This window comes from Levilactobacillus brevis, from assembly GCA_021383565.1.
GTDB classification, from domain to species: domain Bacteria; phylum Bacillota; class Bacilli; order Lactobacillales; family Lactobacillaceae; genus Levilactobacillus; species Levilactobacillus brevis_B.
This window is the reverse complement of the sequence record CP079699.1, coordinates 1,644,396-1,661,626: the sequence shown is the minus strand read 5'-3', so window position 1 is coordinate 1,661,626 and position 17,231 is coordinate 1,644,396. Positions and strand designations below refer to the sequence as shown.

Annotated in this window: 16 protein-coding genes; 11 read left to right on the top strand and 5 right to left on the bottom strand. The window is 49.5% G+C overall.

All coding sequences use genetic code 11. The features are described from left to right. The first annotated feature begins 2 nt into the window (after positions 1 to 2). From KB236_07835 to KB236_07815, 5 genes are all read left to right on the top strand, one after another. On the top strand, positions 3 to 317 hold the full coding sequence (locus tag KB236_07835; GenBank protein UIF28456.1) for an NAD(P) transhydrogenase subunit alpha: 315 nt from the start codon (positions 3 to 5) through the stop codon (positions 315 to 317). Continuing rightward, entirely contained in the window at positions 314 to 1,732 is a 1,419-nt protein-coding gene (locus tag KB236_07830; protein UIF28455.1) for an NAD(P)(+) transhydrogenase (Re/Si-specific) subunit beta, read from the top strand. The genes KB236_07835 and KB236_07830 overlap by 4 nt, the downstream gene beginning before the upstream one ends. A gap of 623 nt (positions 1,733 to 2,355) precedes the next feature. Continuing rightward, the gene (locus tag KB236_07825) at positions 2,356 to 2,712 is read left to right on the top strand and encodes a VOC family protein (protein UIF28454.1); all 357 of its coding nucleotides are present in this window, start codon (positions 2,356 to 2,358) and stop codon (positions 2,710 to 2,712) included. 189 nt (positions 2,713 to 2,901) lie between these two features. After that, positions 2,902 to 3,447: a MarR family transcriptional regulator gene (locus KB236_07820; GenBank protein ID UIF28453.1), complete on the top strand. Its 546-nt coding sequence runs from the start codon at positions 2,902 to 2,904 to the stop codon at positions 3,445 to 3,447. Between the two features lie 27 nt (positions 3,448 to 3,474). Continuing rightward, positions 3,475 to 5,241, top strand: coding sequence for an ABC transporter ATP-binding protein/permease (locus tag KB236_07815; GenBank protein UIF28452.1), 1,767 nt, complete (start codon positions 3,475 to 3,477; stop codon positions 5,239 to 5,241). Positions 5,242 to 5,318: 77 nt separating this feature from the next. Here the strand turns inward: KB236_07815 and KB236_07810 are convergent, their stop codons facing one another. The 3 genes from KB236_07810 to KB236_07800 all read right to left on the bottom strand — a co-directional run bounded on the left by KB236_07810 (position 5,319) and on the right by KB236_07800 (position 8,720). Next, positions 5,319 to 7,073 (bottom strand): phosphatase PAP2 family protein, encoded by a 1,755-nt coding sequence (locus KB236_07810; GenBank protein UIF28451.1) that lies wholly within the window; start codon positions 7,071 to 7,073, stop codon positions 5,319 to 5,321. Between the two features lie 233 nt (positions 7,074 to 7,306). Continuing rightward, complete coding sequence (locus KB236_07805) at positions 7,307 to 7,621, bottom strand: winged helix-turn-helix transcriptional regulator (GenBank protein ID UIF28450.1); 315 nt, start codon at positions 7,619 to 7,621, stop codon at positions 7,307 to 7,309. 22 nt (positions 7,622 to 7,643) lie between these two features. Next, on the bottom strand, positions 7,644 to 8,720 hold the full coding sequence (locus tag KB236_07800; GenBank protein UIF28449.1) for a helix-turn-helix domain-containing protein: 1,077 nt from the start codon (positions 8,718 to 8,720) through the stop codon (positions 7,644 to 7,646). 157 nt (positions 8,721 to 8,877) lie between these two features. On the opposite strand from KB236_07800, the gene KB236_07795 reads away from it, so the two are divergent. From KB236_07795 to KB236_07785, 3 genes are all read left to right on the top strand, one after another. Further along, a complete protein-coding gene (locus KB236_07795) occupies positions 8,878 to 9,531 on the top strand; it encodes a nitroreductase (GenBank protein ID UIF28448.1) in 654 nt (217 codons plus the stop codon). Between the two features lie 12 nt (positions 9,532 to 9,543). After that, entirely contained in the window at positions 9,544 to 10,164 is a 621-nt protein-coding gene (locus KB236_07790) for an SDR family oxidoreductase (GenBank protein UIF28447.1), read from the top strand. Positions 10,165 to 10,382: 218 nt separating this feature from the next. Continuing rightward, positions 10,383 to 11,033 carry an aquaporin gene (locus tag KB236_07785; GenBank protein ID UIF30323.1) on the top strand — a complete coding sequence of 217 codons (651 nt, stop codon included), beginning with the start codon at positions 10,383 to 10,385 and terminating at the stop codon, positions 11,031 to 11,033. A 51-nt stretch (positions 11,034 to 11,084) separates the two neighbouring features. On the opposite strand, the gene KB236_07780 is transcribed toward KB236_07785, so the two are convergent. Further along, entirely contained in the window at positions 11,085 to 11,426 is a 342-nt protein-coding gene (locus tag KB236_07780) for a DUF1801 domain-containing protein (GenBank protein UIF28446.1), read from the bottom strand. A 152-nt stretch (positions 11,427 to 11,578) separates the two neighbouring features. Next, positions 11,579 to 12,424, bottom strand: coding sequence for an alpha/beta hydrolase (locus KB236_07775; GenBank protein ID UIF28445.1), 846 nt, complete (start codon positions 12,422 to 12,424; stop codon positions 11,579 to 11,581). A 299-nt stretch (positions 12,425 to 12,723) separates the two neighbouring features. Between KB236_07775 and KB236_07770 the strand changes: the two genes are divergently transcribed. The 3 genes from KB236_07770 (at position 12,724) to allC (ending at position 17,180) form a co-directional block, all read left to right on the top strand. Next, positions 12,724 to 14,229, top strand: coding sequence for a putative allantoin permease (locus KB236_07770; GenBank protein ID UIF28444.1), 1,506 nt, complete (start codon positions 12,724 to 12,726; stop codon positions 14,227 to 14,229). A gap of 2 nt (positions 14,230 to 14,231) precedes the next feature. Then, positions 14,232 to 15,620, top strand: a complete 1,389-nt coding sequence (gene allB / locus KB236_07765) for an allantoinase AllB (protein UIF28443.1) — start codon at positions 14,232 to 14,234, stop codon at positions 15,618 to 15,620. Positions 15,621 to 15,956: 336 nt separating this feature from the next. After that, positions 15,957 to 17,180 (top strand): allantoate deiminase, encoded by a 1,224-nt coding sequence (allC, locus tag KB236_07760; protein ID UIF28442.1) that lies wholly within the window; start codon positions 15,957 to 15,959, stop codon positions 17,178 to 17,180. Positions 17,181 to 17,231 lie beyond the last annotated feature (51 nt).

The following is a 17,231-nucleotide window of genomic DNA, read 5'->3' as shown; positions in this document are numbered from 1 at the left end:
TGATGAGTGAGGAATTATTTACGAATCTAGCAATCTTTGTTCTGAGTTTATTAGTTGGTTTCGAAGTTATGAGTAAAATTCCAGCTACTCTGCAAACCCCTATGATGTCCGGGGCCAACGCCATTCATGGTGTCGTTGTCGTCGGGGCGTTCGTCATTGCGGCCGAAGCCAACAGTTGGGTATTCTACACGTTAGCGTTCTTTGGTGCCGTCTTTGCGGCCATCAACGTGGCGGGTGGTTATACCGTAACCGATCGGATGTTAGGGATGTTTGACCGTAAGCCAAAAGCAAAGTCAGAGGGGGATGATTCTAAATGAGTACCCTACAAACGATTGCCTCTTTAATTTACTTAATTTCCGCGGTGTGCTACGTCTTGGGTGTGCACATGATGCGTTCACCAAAGACCGCCCGTAAAGGGAATGGATTATCCGCCATTGGGATGTTTATGGCCGTTATTATGATTATTATCGAAGTTGTGGCCGATGGTAAGATTACCGCTACTGGTTGGATTGTCCTCATCGCCGGCTTAGCAGTCGGAATCGCATATGGGGTGGTCAAAGCACGTAAGGTGCCAATGACCGATGTCCCACAATTAGTTAGTCTGTTCAACGCTGTGGGTGGTGGTGCCGCTGCCGTTATCGGGATCTTTGATTACCTGATGAAGGGTGACGGGGTTGCCTTAAGCCTCGCGTTCTCGATTCCCGTGTTCCTTGATGTGATCATTGGGGGGATTACCTTCTCCGGATCACTGATTGCGACGGGAAAACTGTCTGGGAAAGTGCCGGGGAAACCCATTACCTTCCCTGGGGCTAAGATTGTAAACATTATCGTGGTCTTGGGGATGCTGGTCGCTGCTTGGTTCATGCTGGCAACACCAACCAACATCTGGTTCGTTATCCTTGGGTTGGCCATGGCCCTAATCTTCGGGTTGCTGATGACCTTGCCAATTGGTGGGGCCGATATGCCAGTTGTTGTTTCCCTCTTGAACGCCTTTACCGGTTTGGCCGTTGCCTTTGCCGGGTTCGTTATCAATAACCAAGTCTTGATTATTGCCGGTGCCTTAGTTGGGGCTGCCGGGACGATCCTGACGTTGCAGATGGCCGAAGCGATGAACCGTTCCGTTGCCAATATCTTAGCCGGTGGCTTTGGGACTGGTGACAGCGATAGTGGCAGTGCTGGTCCGGATGTCCCTGTTGATGTGAAGGAAACATCTGCCGATGATATTGGGCTGCAATTGGCCTACGCTCAGAATGTCATGATTGTGCCTGGTTACGGGTTAGCCGCAGCGCAAGCCCAACATGAAGTTGCTGAATTAGCCACGGTTCTGACGGAAAAAGGGATTAACGTGAACTACGCGATTCACCCGGTTGCCGGGCGGATGCCAGGGCATATGAACGTGTTGCTGGCCGATGTTAACGTCCCTTACGATCAGATGAAGCAGTTGGATGATGCCAACCCAATGTTTGAAAGTACCGATGTTTCCCTGGTCATCGGGGCGAACGACGTTACCAACCCACTGGCTCGTGAAAGTGGGAATGAAATTTCTGGGATGCCAATTCTGGATGTTGATAAGTCGAAGTCCGTCGTTGTCATCAAGCGGTCAATGAGTACTGGGTACGCTGGTATCCAAAATCCACTGTTCTCGCTGGATAACACGCAGATGTTCTTCTCCGATGCCAAGGTTGGGTTGCAAGATATTGTGGCTGCAACGAAGCAGTACTTGGAAGACTAATCTGAAAAGTAAAGATGAGAAAGGTTCGCGAAACGTGCCGTTTGACGGGGCGCTGGCGAACCTTTTTGTATTGTGGTGGGCGTCGAAATGGACCGAAAAGTGGCGGCCCTTTTCGGGGAAAACCGGCCTATTTGAAATTGAGAAATTACATGTTAAGCAGAATTATACGGGATATTTTGGTGGCGGGCAAGGAGAACTAGAACAGGGGGAAAGATGTTAGCGGTAGTCATGTTTATGCCAATAATTGGTGATAGTAGGTGATTCAGCCGGCAGCAGATAGGGAATGAATCCGTGTTTAGACTTTACAATCTAAAGTTAGTTAGCGTGTTAACTAAAGACGGAAAGCTCGTGAATACGCTCGAGCCCCCCAACTGACAAGGTTTATCGCCATTAAATTAGTCATCAAAATAACGACGCAAAAAAGCCCTCATCAATCCGAGATGAGGGCACCAGTTGATCCATAGGTTGCATCTGGAATGTACAGAGCAACTGGGCAGGTGGGAACCTGCATTAACTAGTGTACGCGACATTGTGGAGAATAGCCAGCACTATTTAATAATTGGCGATGATTTCTTTTCATGGTAGTATGGGCCTAACCAAATAAATCAGTGGGGTGAGTAGCTATGCAAAAGATGCGGACCATGTTGTATGTCGATGATGTGGAACAGATTGTTCAGTTTTGGCAGGATAAGTTAGGGGCCGAAGTGGTTGAGGTGAATGCGTTACCCGATGATTCAGAAAATATTGTGGTCACGGTGGCGCCTAACGTGGAGCTCTCGTTCTTTGCGAAATCGTTTATCCGGCGGTATTCCCCCGAGGTGCTAGACAACACGCCCTCGCTGATGTTCTATAGTGAAGACTTTCAAGCCCTTCACGATCGGTTAACGACGGCGAGTGAGATCGTCACGGCCAATGGGACGGCGACTTTTAACTTTCGGGACCCCGAGGGAAATTATTTTGCGGTCAGTCAGGCAAAGTGAGACGTTTGAAGTGGGTGATGCGCAGTGGGCATCACTTTTTTTGTGCACAGGTGGACTTAGGAAAGGCGTTATGCTGGGAAGCAGCCAACTTATTCCACTATTTAGTTAGACTTTTAGTTAGGATTAGTTTACAAAGACTAACTATCGTGCTAATATAATGGACATCAAGTTATCCAGGAGGTTTTTGAAATGACAGACAGTAGTCGTAATTTATTGAAAAGTTTTGGCAAGCTACTCCAAAACCGGGCCTTTTTAATGGCCGTGGGACGTCAGGCCGGCATGGGCGGTCACGGTGAGGGTGGCCCGGGTAATGGTCGCCGGGGCCAGGGGAGATTGCTCAAGGTGTTGGCGCAATCGCCGAATGGCTTGACCAATGCGGAAATTGCCGAGATTTTAGATATTCGGCCAAGCTCCGTAAGTGCGACGATTAGTCGGTTGGTAGACGCGGGCTTCGTGGAGCGGATGCCAAGTCCCACGGATAAACGGTCAGTGATTGTTCGATTGAGTGCCAAGGGCCGGGAGCTCTTTGCGCAATACGACGAACGCGTCGAGTCGACGGCTGACGACTTGTTTGGTGGCTTAACGCCCGACGAGCAGCAACAGCTAGAGCAACTTCTGACCAAGCTAACGCATCAATTACGCGACTTGGATTGGGGCGATTACATGGGGCATATGCAGGGCTGGCCCCACCATGGGATGGGTGACCGCGGCATGGGCCGCCATCCACATTTTTAAACTTAGGCATAGCGGAGGCAAAGAGAGATGGAACGTAGACTAGCAACGCCACGGACCGCGAAGCGGCGGCCAACTGGCAAGTTTGATGTTCAGGGATTTTTACATTTAATTCGGCAAACGAAGCCCAAGTATTGGCAGCTTTGGGTCGGTTTAGTCTTGGGCCTGATTGCCACGGGAGCTCAATTGGCCGTCCCCAAGTTTGCGCAGGTCTTGATTAATGGCTTAGGTCACGCGATGAACCGGCCACTACTGGTTGGCGTGGTCATCCTATTCGTTGTGAGTGCGGTGGTCAGTGCCGTATCGGGCGCGTTATTGGGATTTTTTGGAGAAAACGTGGTGGCGCGGCTGCGGGCGACGTTGTGGCAGAAGCTGGTGCGGTTACGGGTCAGCTATTTCGATAACGTCAAGACCGGTGAGATGACCTCACGATTGGTCAATGATACGATGCAAATTAAGAATTTATTGGCTAACTCGTTTCCGCAGATGGTAACGTCATTGCTGCAATTGGTGGGGGCACTGGTGATTATGCTACTGATGGACTGGCGGATGACGGCGATTATGTTCATCGCCGTACCGTTAGTGATGCTCGTCATGTTTCCCATCATGCGTCAATCCAGTAAAATTGGTCACCAGCGGCAAGACGCGATGGCCACCTTTAGTGGCGAGACCGATGAAACGCTCAGCGAGATTCGACTGGTTAAGTCTTCTAACGCCGAAAAGTATGAAACGCAGACCGGAGCGCAACAGATTCAAGATCTCTACCGCATCGGCCTGCGTGAGGCCATTTACGATGCCATCGCGAGTCCGATTATGACGGCGAGCATGTTGGCCGTCTTTGTTGGGGTGTTAGCCTACGCGGCGGTGCGGGTCTCCGCAGGGACCATGAGTATGGGGACTATGTTTTCTTTTATGATGTATCTGTTCCAAATCATTGGGCCCGCGGGTACCATGGCCCGGTTCTTTACGGATCTGTCCAAGGCTAACGGCTCAACGGAACGGGTGCGCGACCTCTTGAACGAGCCGGAAGAAGCGTTGGTGGCGGGGCAAGCCCAATCCGTCAGTGATGAAACGTTGGCTATGGACCATGTTGACTTTGCCTACGAAGAGGGTCACCCCATTTTGCACGATGTGAGTTTTGAGGCGCAGCCCAACACGGTCGTGGCTTTTGCCGGTCCTTCCGGCGGTGGAAAATCAACCATCTTTGGGTTGTTGGAGCGCTACTATCAACCTCAGAGTGGGCGAGTCACGATTGGCGGGACGGATGTCCGGGACATCAATCTGAGTGATTGGCGATCTCAGATTGGCTATGTGAGTCAGGACTCCGCCATCATGGCGGGGACCATTCGGCATAATCTGACCTATGGTGCGGACCGTGCGTTTACGGACGATGAGCTCTGGCACGTCTTACACTTGGCCTCCGCCGATAATTTTGTTCACAAAATGGCGGATGGCCTGGATACGCAGGTTAGCGAGCGGGGCGTCAAGGTGAGCGGCGGGCAACGCCAGCGTTTGGCCATCGCCCGGGCCTTTCTCCGCGATCCCAAGATTCTCCTGCTGGATGAGGCGACCGCTAGTCTGGATTCCGAATCTGAGGCCATGGTACAACAGGCCCTGGCCGAATTAATGAAGGGGCGGACGACGCTGATCATTGCCCACCGACTGAGCACAATCGTCGATGCCGATAATATTTACTTCATCGAAGACGGTCGGGTTAGTGGTCAGGGAACGCACCACGAGTTGATGGCCAGTTTACCGCTGTACCGAGATTACGTGAAGATTCAGTTTAAGGAATAGTTTCCAGCTTATCGCGAGTCTAAAATGGCGCCGTCCCGAAATGGGGTGGCGCCATTTTAAATGGTTCCGTTGCAGGTTTACTTGGCTAATTTGACGGCGTGTTGCGTGTACGTAACGTGCCACCCCTTAGGCAAGCCCTGAATGTGGGCAAACTTGCCGGTATGCTTCTTGTAGGAAATTAAGTTGGCGCCCTTTTTCAGCTTACCAGAAGTTAATTTCAAGGTACCGCCCAGTTTGGCCGTCTTCTTAATTGTCAGATGACTGGTACGGCTCAGTGATAATTGACCGTGCTTGGCTTGTTGGAACTGACCGCGGATCGTCACGTTGGTGGTTGCTAATTTTAGCGTCCCTTTGGTTAGCTTGACGTTCCCGGTCCCCAGTGCTTTGGTGTTGGCGAGTTGTAAAGTTCCACCTTGCAGGGTCGTGCCACCAGAATAGCGATTAGCGCCACTCAGTGTGAGCTGTCCGGTTCCCTTCTTCGTGAGCTTACCGGTTCCGCCAATCTGGTTCTTCCACGTGTCCTTGGCATTGAACGTCCCTTTCTTGGCGTTCATGTTGACCGTCACATTGTTTAAGAAGGCGCCGTAACCGTTGGCCGCAGAGAAGAGGTCGAGACGGCCCCAACCCTCGGTATCATCCATTCCAGGATAGCCGGAAGGTAGACCAGTCGTGAAGAGAACCGCACGGCGTTGGGTAGCGTTTAAATAAGGTAGCCGGGTCGCTAATAAGACTTCGGCGCCCTTAGGTACCCGCATAGCCTGATGCGTATCACCGATTTGATCAAAGCCGTAGGTCATCCGATAACGGTAGTCCTTGCGGTTCTGCTCGTAGTTCTTGAAATCATCTTGAGCAGTCGTGTCCTTGCTTCCCAAGAGGTCAGCGGACTGAGCGGCTTGGTAACCAGCTTTAGCGATCTCTTGGTTGGCTGGGTCGTTTAGTACGGCAGCGGCGATGGCTGTCCCGGTCATTCGACCGCCCATGACGGCCAGTGGTGAGTGCCGGCCGGCGATGATTCGGTCATAACCGACTTCGGAAGACCGGGTAACCAGTTCTTGGAACCGTTGTGGTAAGGCGTAGGCAAAGGCCAATCCACTGTCGAAGGCTGCCGTGGTGTGACCGCTCGGCAGATCGAAGGAGTCTGGTTTGGCGTGAGCCATGATGTTTTTAATCACAGGCAGGGGCTTGACCGCCGTGCTTAGTCGATAAGGCCGGGGCATGGCAACGTAGTGTTTAGGAGAATTAATCCCGGAGTAAGGCGAGCCCTCGGCAACGTTGACGAGCTTGACCAGTGCGCCTAATTTTGAATCTGGGGCTGCCCAGGTCGTCTTTTTAGCCTTGTAGTCGGCGGGGAGCGGGGCACTTGGCATGGATATGTAGCTGGTTTGGGCGTCGGCATTCTGAATGAAGGCTGGCGCGTAAGGTCCTAATCCTGAAATTAAGTTATAACGAAGGTCTCGTCGATCGGAGAAGTAGGCCCGTTCACTTTCGCTGGCTGACCGCTCTTCCGTCACTTTAGCGGATTTAGCGAGGTTCAGATCAATCATGGATTGATCCACGACTTTACCGTCGCGCCAATACTTGGTGAAGCCGTTGATGACACCAATGACGGGATCACTAGTGGGCGTCATGTAGGTCATGTTATCGAGGTTGTGGTGATAGCCATCGACGAGGTAACCGTAGTCCGCTTCGTGTGGCTGCAGGAGTGCCGCCACATTAGGACGGGAAGCCTTGGCACTCGCCGTCGTCACGTTGGTTACTAGGGGAAGGGTGACAGCCACCAGGGAAAGCATCACCGCTGCGCGTTTGGTCCAAGTCTGTTGTCTGATTTTCATGAAAATACCTACCTTTCAGGATTAGGAGTTCGTTTTCATTTTTTGTTACAAGCACAGCATACCTGATTTCAACCCCCTTGTCAGCAGGCTTAGGCAAAACCATACAAGAACTATACCAAATCAATACATGGTGTTCGTTTTGCCCAGATTAGGCGATGAATATCCTGATAGCAATCCGTTTTCATAAATCTTTCAATTAAAAAGGACGGCCCATTTAGAGGTCGTCCAATTCGTTAAATTGCTAAATTATTTTCGAGGGTGTCGTTGCCCCAGTCTTCGAGTTCGCGCAGAATCTGGTGGAACATCTCGCCACTAGCCGTGAGTCGGTAGCTGTAGTCGTCTTCCGGAAGTGTCTCGATTAGCCCCCATTCCGTCAGGTGCTTGAGACGGAGTAAGAGGTTAAAGGTGGAAATACCGCGGACGGTGACGCGCAGATCCATGAAATCTGTGGGGACAGGTGCCAGCTGGTAGAGAATCAGCGCGTACCAGCGCTGGTGGAGAATTTCCAGGCCGAGTTCGCTGCCGAGATTGAGTTGGGTTAAAGCCATGAGTGATCGTTCCTTTCGGGGATTAGAGTTGTAAGAAGTTAAATAACCGGTAGCTCAGGCGGAGGCCAAAGGTCCGGTCGGGATCATCGAAGTCGACATCGATGAGATCGGTAATTTTTTGCAGGCGTTTGGTAAGACTATTGCGGTGGAGATGAAGTTGTGTAGCGGTAATGCTGATTTTACATTCATTTTCCAGGTATTCGAAGAGTGTTTTAAAAAGCTCACTGTGATGGCGCCGGTCGTATTTTTGTAAGATTAAAAGTTGGGTACACATCGTATTTTTGAGGAGTGGGGCGTTGTCTACTTGCGATAAGATCACGTAAATATTGTACTTCTGCGTCGGATTGATGACCGTTAACGTCCCCAGTTGCTGGGCAATTTTGGCGGACTGCACGCAGATGTCACGGAATTCAACGGTTTTGCTAACGTCGTCGTAACCCTCGGAGATAAAGAAATAGTGGTGGAAGAAGGTCCCGAGTTGCTGGAGTTTGGGGCGTAATTTTGGCAAATCCGGAGCGTTTAGAAGAAAGACTAGGCGTTGCTGATCTTCAGCGAGGGGAAGTGGTGCCACCAGGTCGCGGAGCTGTTGAATCAAGGCAGTCTGGTTGGTGGCCCCGGCCTCAGGGGTGACGGTGACACAGACGATTTTGTCGGTAAGTAGGGGGTGTAATAGGGTGGTATCGGTCTGTGTGGGCTGAGTCAATAGCTTACCCAATAAGCTATTGACTTCACTTTGGTTGGGGTTGAGTGCGTAACGGTCGATGAAGCTATTGATGACGCGGATGGCCAATTGGATTTGATCAAGCGCAACCGGATAGCCTTTGGATTGGGAACTAAAGAGGTACCACGTGTTCAGAGCCAGTGGATTGATGATGTTACGAATGAATTCCAGTTGGCCGTGACGGTAAAGGGGCGCATTAGTCGTGGGATCCAGCCAATCGGTGGGAATCTTTGAGAGTGAAGATTGGCCGCTACTGATGATGCGCCCAGACTGGTCGACCAGAATGATCGCTTGATCAAGGTAGCAGGCAATTAGGTCGGTGAGCTCGTCAATGGTGGTACACTGAATGGATTTTAGAAGTAAGTCTTCCTTCTGCATGCTTGTCTTTCCTCCTGGGTGTGCAGATTGCACACTTAAAAAATAAAACGGTGGGCACAATCCACCTTGTAGCGTTGGTATTCCTGATGGTATAGTTACACCACGTTGAAAGCATCATATCATTTAGTGGGCAAGTTGTCTACGAGGAGGTTATCTGATGGATTTTAAAGACATTATTCGTGAACGGCATTCCTATCGTGCCTTTACCAATCAGCCGATTGCACCGAGTGTTCTCGAAGAAATTGTGACCGAGGCAAAGCACGCGCCCTCTTGGGCCAACGCCCAGCCGTGGCAAGTCGTGGTCGCTACTGGTCAAACCTTGGCGCAGATCAAGGCGGGACATCTGGAACGCAGCCAGCGCGGCGTGGCCGGCAATACGGATATGGCAGTGGCCCATCGTTCGGAGTGGGCGGCGGCTAGCCGTCAGAATATTGCGACGTTTAATGATGAGTTGAACCAGCTTTTAGCGGCGCAACAGGCGCAGGCGACGTATGGCCAATCGCAGGATAAGTTGTTTAATGCCGCAGCATTGGTCTACTTGGTTTTACGTGCACCGGTCAATGATTGGGCCATCTTCGATCTGGGCGCCTTTTCCCAAACGCTGATGTTGAGTGCGACCAACCACGGCATCCAGTCGATTCCGGCGTATGAGATCATTCGATATCCGGATGCCCTGCGCGATCTGCTTGGATTGGACGAGACCCACCGCTTTATCATGGGCATAGCGCTAGGCTATCGTGATCAGGCGCTAATCAATGATTTCCGGTCGAGTCGGGTCGCAAATTCTGAATTTTTGACGTTTAAGGACTAGGAGGGACGATTGATGAAATTATTTGTTGTTGGAGCCACCGGTCGGGTAGGACAGGCATTGGTTGAACGCTTACGCCAAGCCGGTCATGAGGTGTTTGCCGGTTCTCGTAAGCCCCAAGCTGGAGACGATCAGGTCTTCTTTGACTTGCACGACCAGCCTCGAGACCTAGCGTCAGCCCTTCAAGGGATGGCAGCCGTTTATTTCGTCGCCGGTTCACGTGGCAAGGATCTGTTGCAGACCGACTTGAACGGCGCGGTCAACGTGATGAAGGCAGCTGAACTGGCTGGAGTTAAGCGCTTTATTCAATTGAGCTCCGCCTATGATTTGCAGCCGGAGCGGTGGTCGGAAGGCTACCTTAAAGGCTTGACGAACTACAATATTGCGAAGTATTTTGCCGATGATTGGCTCATTCATCGGACAACGCTAGACTATACGATTCTTCAGCCAGGTGTCCTGACCGAGACCCCCGCAACCGGTCTGGTAAGCTTGGATGAGGAAACGTTGGGCGAGAACCCGTTGGCGGATGTGGCCGCCGTTTTGGCCAATTTGATTGATGCGCCGCAAACCATTGGCAAGGTCATCATGATGAAGAGCGGTCATACGCCGATCACCACGGCATTAGCCGAAATTTAACAACCGATAGAAAAAACAACAGGGCAGGCGTCGATTCAGTCAGAGACTGGAACGACGCCTGTTTTTGACGTGATGACTGTAAGAAACGGGCCAATTAAGCCGATGGCGTGCGGCATTAATTAGCCGAGCCGTTAAGTAATTAGCATATTGGCGGCAGGTGATTATTATTTATATTATAATAGAGAAGTTAACTAGAGAATTGGATTGGAGGAATCATGATGCAGAAATATACTGCAGAATTTTTGGGTACCTTTATGCTGGTGTTCCTGGGGACCGGTGCCGTGACGGTGGCCGCAGGGAGTACCCTGACGATTGGACTGGCCTTTGGGCTGGCAATTACGGTATCCGCCTATGCGTTCGGTGGCATCTCCGGTGGCCATTTTAACCCCGCAGTAACGACCGCCATGTTGATTAACCGGCGGATCTCGGGTAAGGATGCACTCTGGTATATCGTGGCGCAGGTTCTCGGCGCAACCGTGGCTTCAGCTATTATGAAATTATTTGTCGGTGGCTTGGGCCTGGCAACGAACCAATTGGGACAAACGGACTTTCCCAAGATCTCTACGGGCTTGGCCTTCTTCGTTGAAGCCCTCGTCACGTTCCTGTTCCTGCTGGTTATCTTGAATGTGACGAGCGATCGTCACGGCAATGGTGACTTCGCCGGTGTGACGATTGGGGTGACCTTGGCCTTCCTGATCATCGTGGCGTTGAACTTGACGGGTGGGTCCTTGAACCCAGCGCGGTCGTTTGGCCCAGCGGTCTTTGCCGGTGGTAGCGCGTTGTCTCACCTCTGGCTCTACATTTTGGCACCGGAAGTCGGCGCCGTCTTGGCTGCTTTTGTTGGCCGGATGATGGGCAGTGAGGATTAAGTTTTGAACTAAAGAATGGTTGATCCAGTGTGGCGCTGGGTCAACCATTTTTTATGACTGAAGTTCGTTGAGCTTAAAGCGAACCATCTTAGCGATCAGTTCTGCCGGTAGGGGTTTATTATAGTCGAATTGGACGGCTCCCTTCGAATAGTTGTACCGACCATCGAGTTCATCTTCAAACGCTGCGATTGGCGTATTAGTGGGGTAGAAGCCCAAGTGGTTCTTCATCGCTGCAAAGTAGACGATATCCTTTTGCTGATGAAAGGCGGGCATGCCGTAGCTGAGTGTTTCAGTAGCTTCCGGCAGGAGTGACTTCAGGATCTGGTACATGGCGGTTAGTTGTGGTTGTTGCTTGGCATCAGCTTCTTCGATATAATCAGTAATGACGGTCATGAAAACGCCTCCTAAATATTGTGCGGTTGGGTTGCATTGAGCATAGCATAGGTGCGTGGTGATTACTTAAATAAAACGTTTTACGTTAGCGATAATAAAAATACCCGACGTAAATAGCGCCGAGTATTCATCAGATTATGTGGTTAAGTGACTTAAGCTGAGGCCCGCACACCAATCGGTATAGCGACAATGAAGTCGATGATTTGATCATAAATGGCTAAATTTTCCGCGGTCACGTTTCGGTCGAAGTCGTGTTCAGCCTGTTGAATAGGGATGAGTTTGGCGTCTGGTAGATATTTAACAGCTTCTGTCGAAGTCGCAAAAGGAACATCGGGATCGTCGGTACTGTGAATGAGGAGAGTTCGCGGTAGGCGCCGCAGCTCGTCCGGCGTCAGAGAGTAGCTGTCAGCAGCGCGCATGCTGGGTAAGAATTGACTGAGCCAGGTGCCAAATTGGCGGCCAGAAACGTACAGAGGATAGCGGTCCTTCATTTCCCCAGCAACCAACGGCTGTTGTTGAATCAGGGCCTGGGCGTTCATCGGCAATACTTTAGGGAAGTCGTCGTAGAAGCCCGCTGGTAATCTAAATTCAGGATAATCTAGGCTGGCGTATCCATACAGATCGACAAAACCATCTGCTTCAAAGCCGTCGCGTAAGAGGAGATAGCAGAGGTAGGAACCGGCGGACCGGCCCATCAAAATGAGCCGAGAAGAGCTAGCCTTTTTGTCCACCATGACCTGAAGAGATTCCCGTAGGACGGGTAAAATAACATCGATTTTAACCTCGGGAGCTAATAAGTAATCAAATGTAACGAGTTCAATTCCGGCAGTAACGAAACGCTGAATGTAATCCACAGGAAGGTCGTTACGTTGGCCAAATTCCAAACCACCGCCGTGCAGGTAAAAGATGGTGGTGGAAGCTTTGGTATCAGGCGCGTAACTGGTAGCAGATAGTTGGATATCTTGGTATGTGTTTAAGGATATTTGTGTTGTTTTCATGTTTGCCCGCACTCCTTCTAAAATTGTAATCGTTTACATTGTACCAAATTTTAGGCCATCAAAGTGACAAATGAAAATGTTTTTCTGGTCAATTTGAACAATGCTCCTTGAAAAGAAACCGCTTACAATGGGTGGTGATAAATAGTTAACGCCCAACTGACAAGCGGTAACGCTTGATACCGATCGGGATCCTTACCAGTTCGCGCGGACAATCATCTCTGAGGACTTTTAGGACGTAGCCGTTTATCGAGACTATTCTGCAACGAAGGTGGTTATTACATTCGTAAGGGGTTTTGAAGGTGAAAACGAACGAGTATGAAGTAACTGAGCAGCAAATTGCAACGTTCAAAGAGCGCGGCTACAACGATGACTTACTACCCAAGACCGGGGATAAACGTAACATGGGAATTGGGAACTTCTTTACCTTGTGGATGGGGTCCATTCACAACATTCCTAATTACGCGGCCGTCGGTGGCTTCCTGTTCTTGGGCCTCTCACCGCTTAACGTCATGATCGCCATATTCTTGAGTGCATTCTTCGTTTCCGCATTCATGGCCATCAATGGGATCGTTGGATCTAAATACGGGATTCCCTTCGCAATGCACCTTCGTTCGGCCTATGGCAACCTCGGTGCTAAGCTACCAGGATTCTTGCGTGGCTGTGTCGCGGCGATTGCCTGGTTTGGGTTACAGACGTATACAGGTTCTCTAGCTTTGCTGATTATGATTGGCAAGATTTGGCCGGGCTTCCTTGATATTGGCGGGTCGACTAAGATTCTAGGAATCAGTATTCCGGGATTAATTTCATTCACCATCTTCTGGGCGTTAAACGTTCTAGTTGGTTTTGGTGGTGGTAATATTTTAAACAAATTTACCGCGATTTTAAGCCCGCTGATTTATGTCGTATTTGGTGGTATGGCAATCTGGGCAATCTGGGGCGCTGGTGGGTTAGGACCGATTCTGGCTTACCACGTCAATGCAACTTCCCATGCCAATCCGCTTCTGGTTTACTTTATCATTTTCAACTCTGTAATTGCCGTTTGGGCGGCGCCTGGGACCAGCATCGCAGACTTTACGCAGAATGCTAAGTCCACGAAGGCCCAAGCTATCGGTCAAACGTTAGGGTTATCGGTCGGTTATCTGATTTTTGCTTTCACCAGTGTGGTGATTCTGATCGGGGGATCTATTCATTACAATATCCAGGAATGGAATGTTTTGAACATTATCGAACGGTGGGGTAGTTTACCCGCAATCTTGATTTCAATGGCCGTCTTCCTGTTGACCACGATTTCAACGAACGCTACGGGGAACATCATTCCAGCCGGTTATCAACTGACCGCGTTATTCCCGAAGAAGCTCAATTACAAGAGTGGTGTGATTATTGCTAGTATCATTAGTTTCCTGATTATGCCGTGGAAGTTGATGGAGAACTCAGATAGTATCTTTATTTTCCTGAACGGAATTGGTGCTGTCTTGGGACCAGTTGCTGGGGTCATGATTGCCAACTACTTCTTCATTCATTACCGGCATGAAAATCTAGATACTTTGTATATGGATCTGAATACCGGGAATAAAGAGATTCGTTATCATGGCGTCAATAAAGAGGCCTATATCGCGACAATCTTAGCTCTTATATTGTCACTCAGTGGCCAATTTATTCCAGCCGTCAAAGTAATTTCTGATTTGTCATGGTTTGTTGGATTTATCTCTGCATTCCTGATTTACCTAGGGTTAAAGAAAATGGTGTCGAAAAAAGAACCGGCAACACTTAACCAGAGTTTAAACCAAGATATAAAGGAGGAATAAACATGAGTCATGAATTAGTCATAAAAAACGGATTAGTTATCCTTGAGGGTGGCGAAGTCCATACTGATGTGGCCGTTGACAATGGTAAAATTACCGCCATTGGACAAAATCTAGATGGTAGTAAGATTGTTGACGCCAAAGGCTTAATTGTTAGTCCTGGGATGGTTGATGCCCACGTACATATTACCCCAATGGGTGGTGGGTACCGGGATCAATGGGAAGGCTACGTAACTGGAACGGCATCTTGTGCGAAAGGTGGGGTCACTTCCTTTATGGAAATGCCTCTGAACCAAGTGCCAGCAACAGTTGATGGCAAGACCCTTGAAGAAAAGTATTCCCACAAAGATGAATTAAAAGTGGATGTTGGCTCGTTTGGTGGCTTAGTCCCATCGAACTTAAAGGGCGGCATTCAAGAATTGGATGAAGGTGGCGTTGCGGGTTACAAGTGCTTCTTAGCAACCTGTGGGGACCGTTCCATCGACGGTGATTTTGAAAACGTTGATGATTACTCCCTGTATGAAGGCATGAAGCAGATTGCCAAGACCGGTAAAGTCTTAGCTATTCACGCCGAAGATGCTGCAATTACCGACCGGTTAGGCGAAATTGCTAAAGCTGAAGGGAAGACGACGTTGGCTGACTACGTTGACACACGTCCTGCCTTTACCGAAGTTATGGCGATCAAGAAAGCCATCTTTATGGCCAAGCAAACGGGCTGCCGGATTCACATCTGCCACGTGGCTTGCCAAGAAGGTGTGGATGCGGTTATCCAGGGTCGCGCTGAAGGTGTCGACGTTACCTGTGAAACCTGTGTACACTACCTGTACTTTGCCAAGGACGAGTTGGATGCAATTGGTGCCGTGGTTAAATGTTCACCACCAATCCGTGAACAAGCACAACAAGATGCTTTGTGGAAGCGGGTTGAATCAGGCGCTATTAGCTTCGTAACGTCTGACCACTCACCATGTACACCTGACTTGAAGGATACCGATAATGCCTTCGATGCTTGGGGTGGGATCTCTGGTGTTCAAAATGATGTTGACGTCATGTATGATGAAGCCGTTCAAAAACGCGGCATGTCCTTAACGCATTTTGCTCAAATCATTGCTTCGAATCCAGCGGACCGTTACAACTTGGATGACAAAGGCCGGATCAGTGTTGGTAAAGATGCCGACTTCGTTCTGATTAAGCCAAATGCACCATACACGTTGAAAGCGGAAGACTTGGAATATCGGAACCAGATTAGCCCATACATTGGCCGTGAGATTGGTGCTCAAGTCATGCAAACCATCTTACGTGGTCAAACGATCTACAGCAAGGAAGCCGGCGTAACGTCTGCCTTCCCTGGCAAGTTCATCGAAAAGGCTGCTAAGAAGGTTGCCCAAACCGTTTAAATTGAAGGTAAGCACATAAGGTGCTGATAAAACGACTTGTTTTCGACTTGACTCGAAGCGAGTCGTTTTGTTTTGGTGTTTAAGTTGAAAGGGCACAAAGGCATGTGAAGGTGGCTGGTAACGCTAAGAAAGCGGTTGGCCAAAGGGTGTCACCTTTCAAAATGGTCATTTATGGGTGCTCGAAGTCAAGCGGACGGCTAGAATTGTAGGTGATTTTGATTAAATCTAGTGGAAATGCAACAATTTCACGATTGAATTTAGCCAAAGTGACTAATGATGATCGTAATGAAAGCGCATACAATGAGTTTGTAACATAATATGAAGGAGGCAAAAATTATGGAACTCGAAAAAGTTGTTGATGAACGACTTAAGAAATTGTCATCAATTGGGAGTGATCCCACAGGTGGGATGACGCGGTTACTGTACTCTGACTCTTGGTTAGAAGCGCAGAAGTACGTTAAAGCCCAGATGGAATCAACTGGGATGGCAACGAAGTTCGATGATGTTGGTAACTTATTTGGGCGAATCGAAGGGTCCGAGAAGCCTGAAGAGACCATCATGACGGGTTCACATATTGATACGGTGGTTAACGGTGGTAAGCTTGACGGCCAATTTGGGGTTGTTGCTTCATTGACTGCCGCTCAGTTCCTACAGGAAAAGTACGGCGCACCCAAGCGGTCTTTGGAAGTTATTTCAATGGCCGAAGAAGAAGGTAGCCGGTTCCCTACAGTATTCTGGGGTAGCAAGAACTTCGTCGGAATTGCTAACAACGATGAAGTCAAGGACGTTGCCGATGCTGAAGGTAAGAAGTTCGTTGATGAAATGCACCGCCAAGGCTTTGACTTTAGTGACAAGCAGACGCGGCGTGATGACATCAAGGCCTTCGTTGAAGAACATATTGAACAAGGAAGCATCCTTGAAAGAGAACATGAACAAATCGGGGTTGTGAACAGCATTGCCGGTCAACGGCGGTACGACATTACCTTAAAGGGTGAAGCCAACCATGCTGGGACCACGCCACTGAGTTATCGTCACGATGCCGTTTATGGGATGGCTAAGATTGTCAATACAGCTTTGGACAAAGCCCATGAAATTGGCGATCCGCTGGTTCTGACGTTTGGTAAAGTTGTGCCAAAGCCTAATACCGTCAACGTGGTGCCTGGGGAAGTTCTCTTTACGATGGACTGCCGGCATACGGATGCTGATTACTTAGTCAAATTCACGACAGAGATTGAAAATATGATGCGTGATGTTGCCAAGCAAATGGGCTTAGACATCAACATTGACCTCTGGATGGATGAAAAGCCAGTACCTATGAGCCAAAAGATTGTGGATACTATCGAGGGGCAAGCCAAGGCTGGAAACTACAAGTACCGCGTCATGCATAGTGGTGCCGGCCATGATTCTCAGATTATTGCGCCCGTTTATCCAACGGCGATGATCTTCGTCCCAAGCATCAATGGGGTGAGTCACAACCCAGCCGAAAATACTAAGTTTGAAGACTTAGTTGAAGGCGTGAAGTTGATGGCAGATACGCTTTATCAATTGGCTTACAAATAATATTCTACTTAGCAAGACCACACAAAATTAATCAAAAAGTTGGGAGACTTG

Bases quoted from the DNA above. Each gene is read 5' to 3' on its own strand.
- KB236_07825 (UIF28454.1), top strand. From the start codon at position 2,356: ATGCAAAAGATGCGGACCATGTTGTATGTCGATGATGTGGAACAGATT.
- KB236_07785 (UIF30323.1), top strand. From the start codon at position 10,383: ATGCAGAAATATACTGCAGAATTTTTGGGTACCTTTATGCTGGTGTTC.
- KB236_07830 (UIF28455.1), top strand. From the start codon at position 314: ATGAGTACCCTACAAACGATTGCCTCTTTAATTTACTTAATTTCCGCG.
- KB236_07775 (UIF28445.1), bottom strand. From the start codon at position 12,424: ATGAAAACAACACAAATATCCTTAAACACATACCAAGATATCCAACTA.
- KB236_07780 (UIF28446.1), bottom strand. From the start codon at position 11,426: ATGACCGTCATTACTGATTATATCGAAGAAGCTGATGCCAAGCAACAA.
- KB236_07835 (UIF28456.1), top strand. From the start codon at position 3: ATGAGTGAGGAATTATTTACGAATCTAGCAATCTTTGTTCTGAGTTTA.
- KB236_07815 (UIF28452.1), top strand. From the start codon at position 3,475: ATGGAACGTAGACTAGCAACGCCACGGACCGCGAAGCGGCGGCCAACT.
- KB236_07810 (UIF28451.1), bottom strand. From the start codon at position 7,073: ATGAAAATCAGACAACAGACTTGGACCAAACGCGCAGCGGTGATGCTT.
- KB236_07820 (UIF28453.1), top strand. From the start codon at position 2,902: ATGACAGACAGTAGTCGTAATTTATTGAAAAGTTTTGGCAAGCTACTC.
- allC (UIF28442.1), top strand. From the start codon at position 15,957: ATGGAACTCGAAAAAGTTGTTGATGAACGACTTAAGAAATTGTCATCA.
- KB236_07805 (UIF28450.1), bottom strand. From the start codon at position 7,621: ATGGCTTTAACCCAACTCAATCTCGGCAGCGAACTCGGCCTGGAAATT.
- allB (UIF28443.1), top strand. From the start codon at position 14,232: ATGAGTCATGAATTAGTCATAAAAAACGGATTAGTTATCCTTGAGGGT.
- KB236_07800 (UIF28449.1), bottom strand. From the start codon at position 8,720: ATGCAGAAGGAAGACTTACTTCTAAAATCCATTCAGTGTACCACCATT.
- KB236_07795 (UIF28448.1), top strand. From the start codon at position 8,878: ATGGATTTTAAAGACATTATTCGTGAACGGCATTCCTATCGTGCCTTT.
- KB236_07790 (UIF28447.1), top strand. From the start codon at position 9,544: ATGAAATTATTTGTTGTTGGAGCCACCGGTCGGGTAGGACAGGCATTG.